The sequence below is a fragment of the Bacteroides muris (ex Afrizal et al. 2022) genome (assembly GCF_004793475.1).
GTDB lineage: Bacteria > Bacteroidota > Bacteroidia > Bacteroidales > Bacteroidaceae > Bacteroides > Bacteroides muris.
Window position 1 is genome coordinate 1 of record NZ_SRYZ01000115.1, and the last position, 1,065, is coordinate 1,065.

At 42.6% G+C, this 1,065-nt stretch carries 1 pseudogene; it reads right to left on the reverse strand.

Going from position 1 to position 1,065, the window contains the following annotated elements:
- Window positions 1–495: 495 nt before the first annotated feature.
- Window positions 496–1,065, reverse strand: a pseudogene (locus E5355_RS19085) (nucleoside-diphosphate-sugar epimerase); the annotation flags it as partial.

Sequence of the window (1,065 nt, forward strand, 5' to 3'; positions counted from 1 at the left end):
GGCTTGTCGATGATATTGCACCTGTCAGCCACCTTAAAATAAAAAAGTTCTGCCAGAAACAGCAGAACCAATATCAGCAGATAATACATAACAGTACTTTCCTATTTAATTCTTAATTACTACCGGTGCGATAAAATCGCATTAGTTTTAAAATCATCAAATAAAGGGAGAACCTTGACATCTTGGTTTGAATTGATTGCCGGGGACTGCTTGGTGATAAGTAAATCAGATTCAAATCAAAAAATCAATATACCCTTGTATTTAACTAAATACTAACTGTTTAATAATAGTGTTAGATTTTTATCGCACCACTAAGAGCCTGTTCAAATTTTATTCAGCATTCTTTTAAGAGTTCTCTTTGAGGATGTTTTTCTGTTTTAATGAAGAGCATAGCGGGCTATGTGATGAATAGAAACAGAAAAACAGACCGGAAAGAAGCTTGGGAAGAAGCTGAAAAAACTTTTTGAAAAAAATTTAAACAGGCTCTAACAATGCCTAATTATTAACTTTTATATGTGAGAACGATTTTATCGTTCTCACTATCCCCTCCTCTGCCCTCACCGGCATACGGTCAATTCCCAGCGCGCCCTTTATCTTCGCATTACTCACCACATAATTCTCAGTCAGCTTGCGCAGGCGCTCCGCATTCAAAGGCAAATGAAGCAAAGTCCCGACACGGGCACAGAGCTCCATCACTCCCCTATTCATCTTCCAGATATGCGGCCGACGCCCCAAAGCCCGGCACATCAAAGCTATCAGCTCATTCGTGGACAAGGCCTCGTCGTCTCCCATGTGGTAGATGCCACTTGCCACTTCCTTGGTCAGCAGCCCTTCCACCACGTAGCAGAGATTGTCTATCGAAGTAAAAGACCTTCGGTTATCAAAAGCCCCCAAAGGCCAGGGAATGCCTTTCCTCACCACATTATAAAGAAGATTCAGATTCCCTTTATTGCCGGGACCATGAATCATGCAGGGACGAAGGATATAAACCCGCTTGTCCGAACGCCTTTCATTCTCCTCCTTCTCGAAGGAGGAGTATCCGAGGGGGGAGGTGGTAGGCAAAAT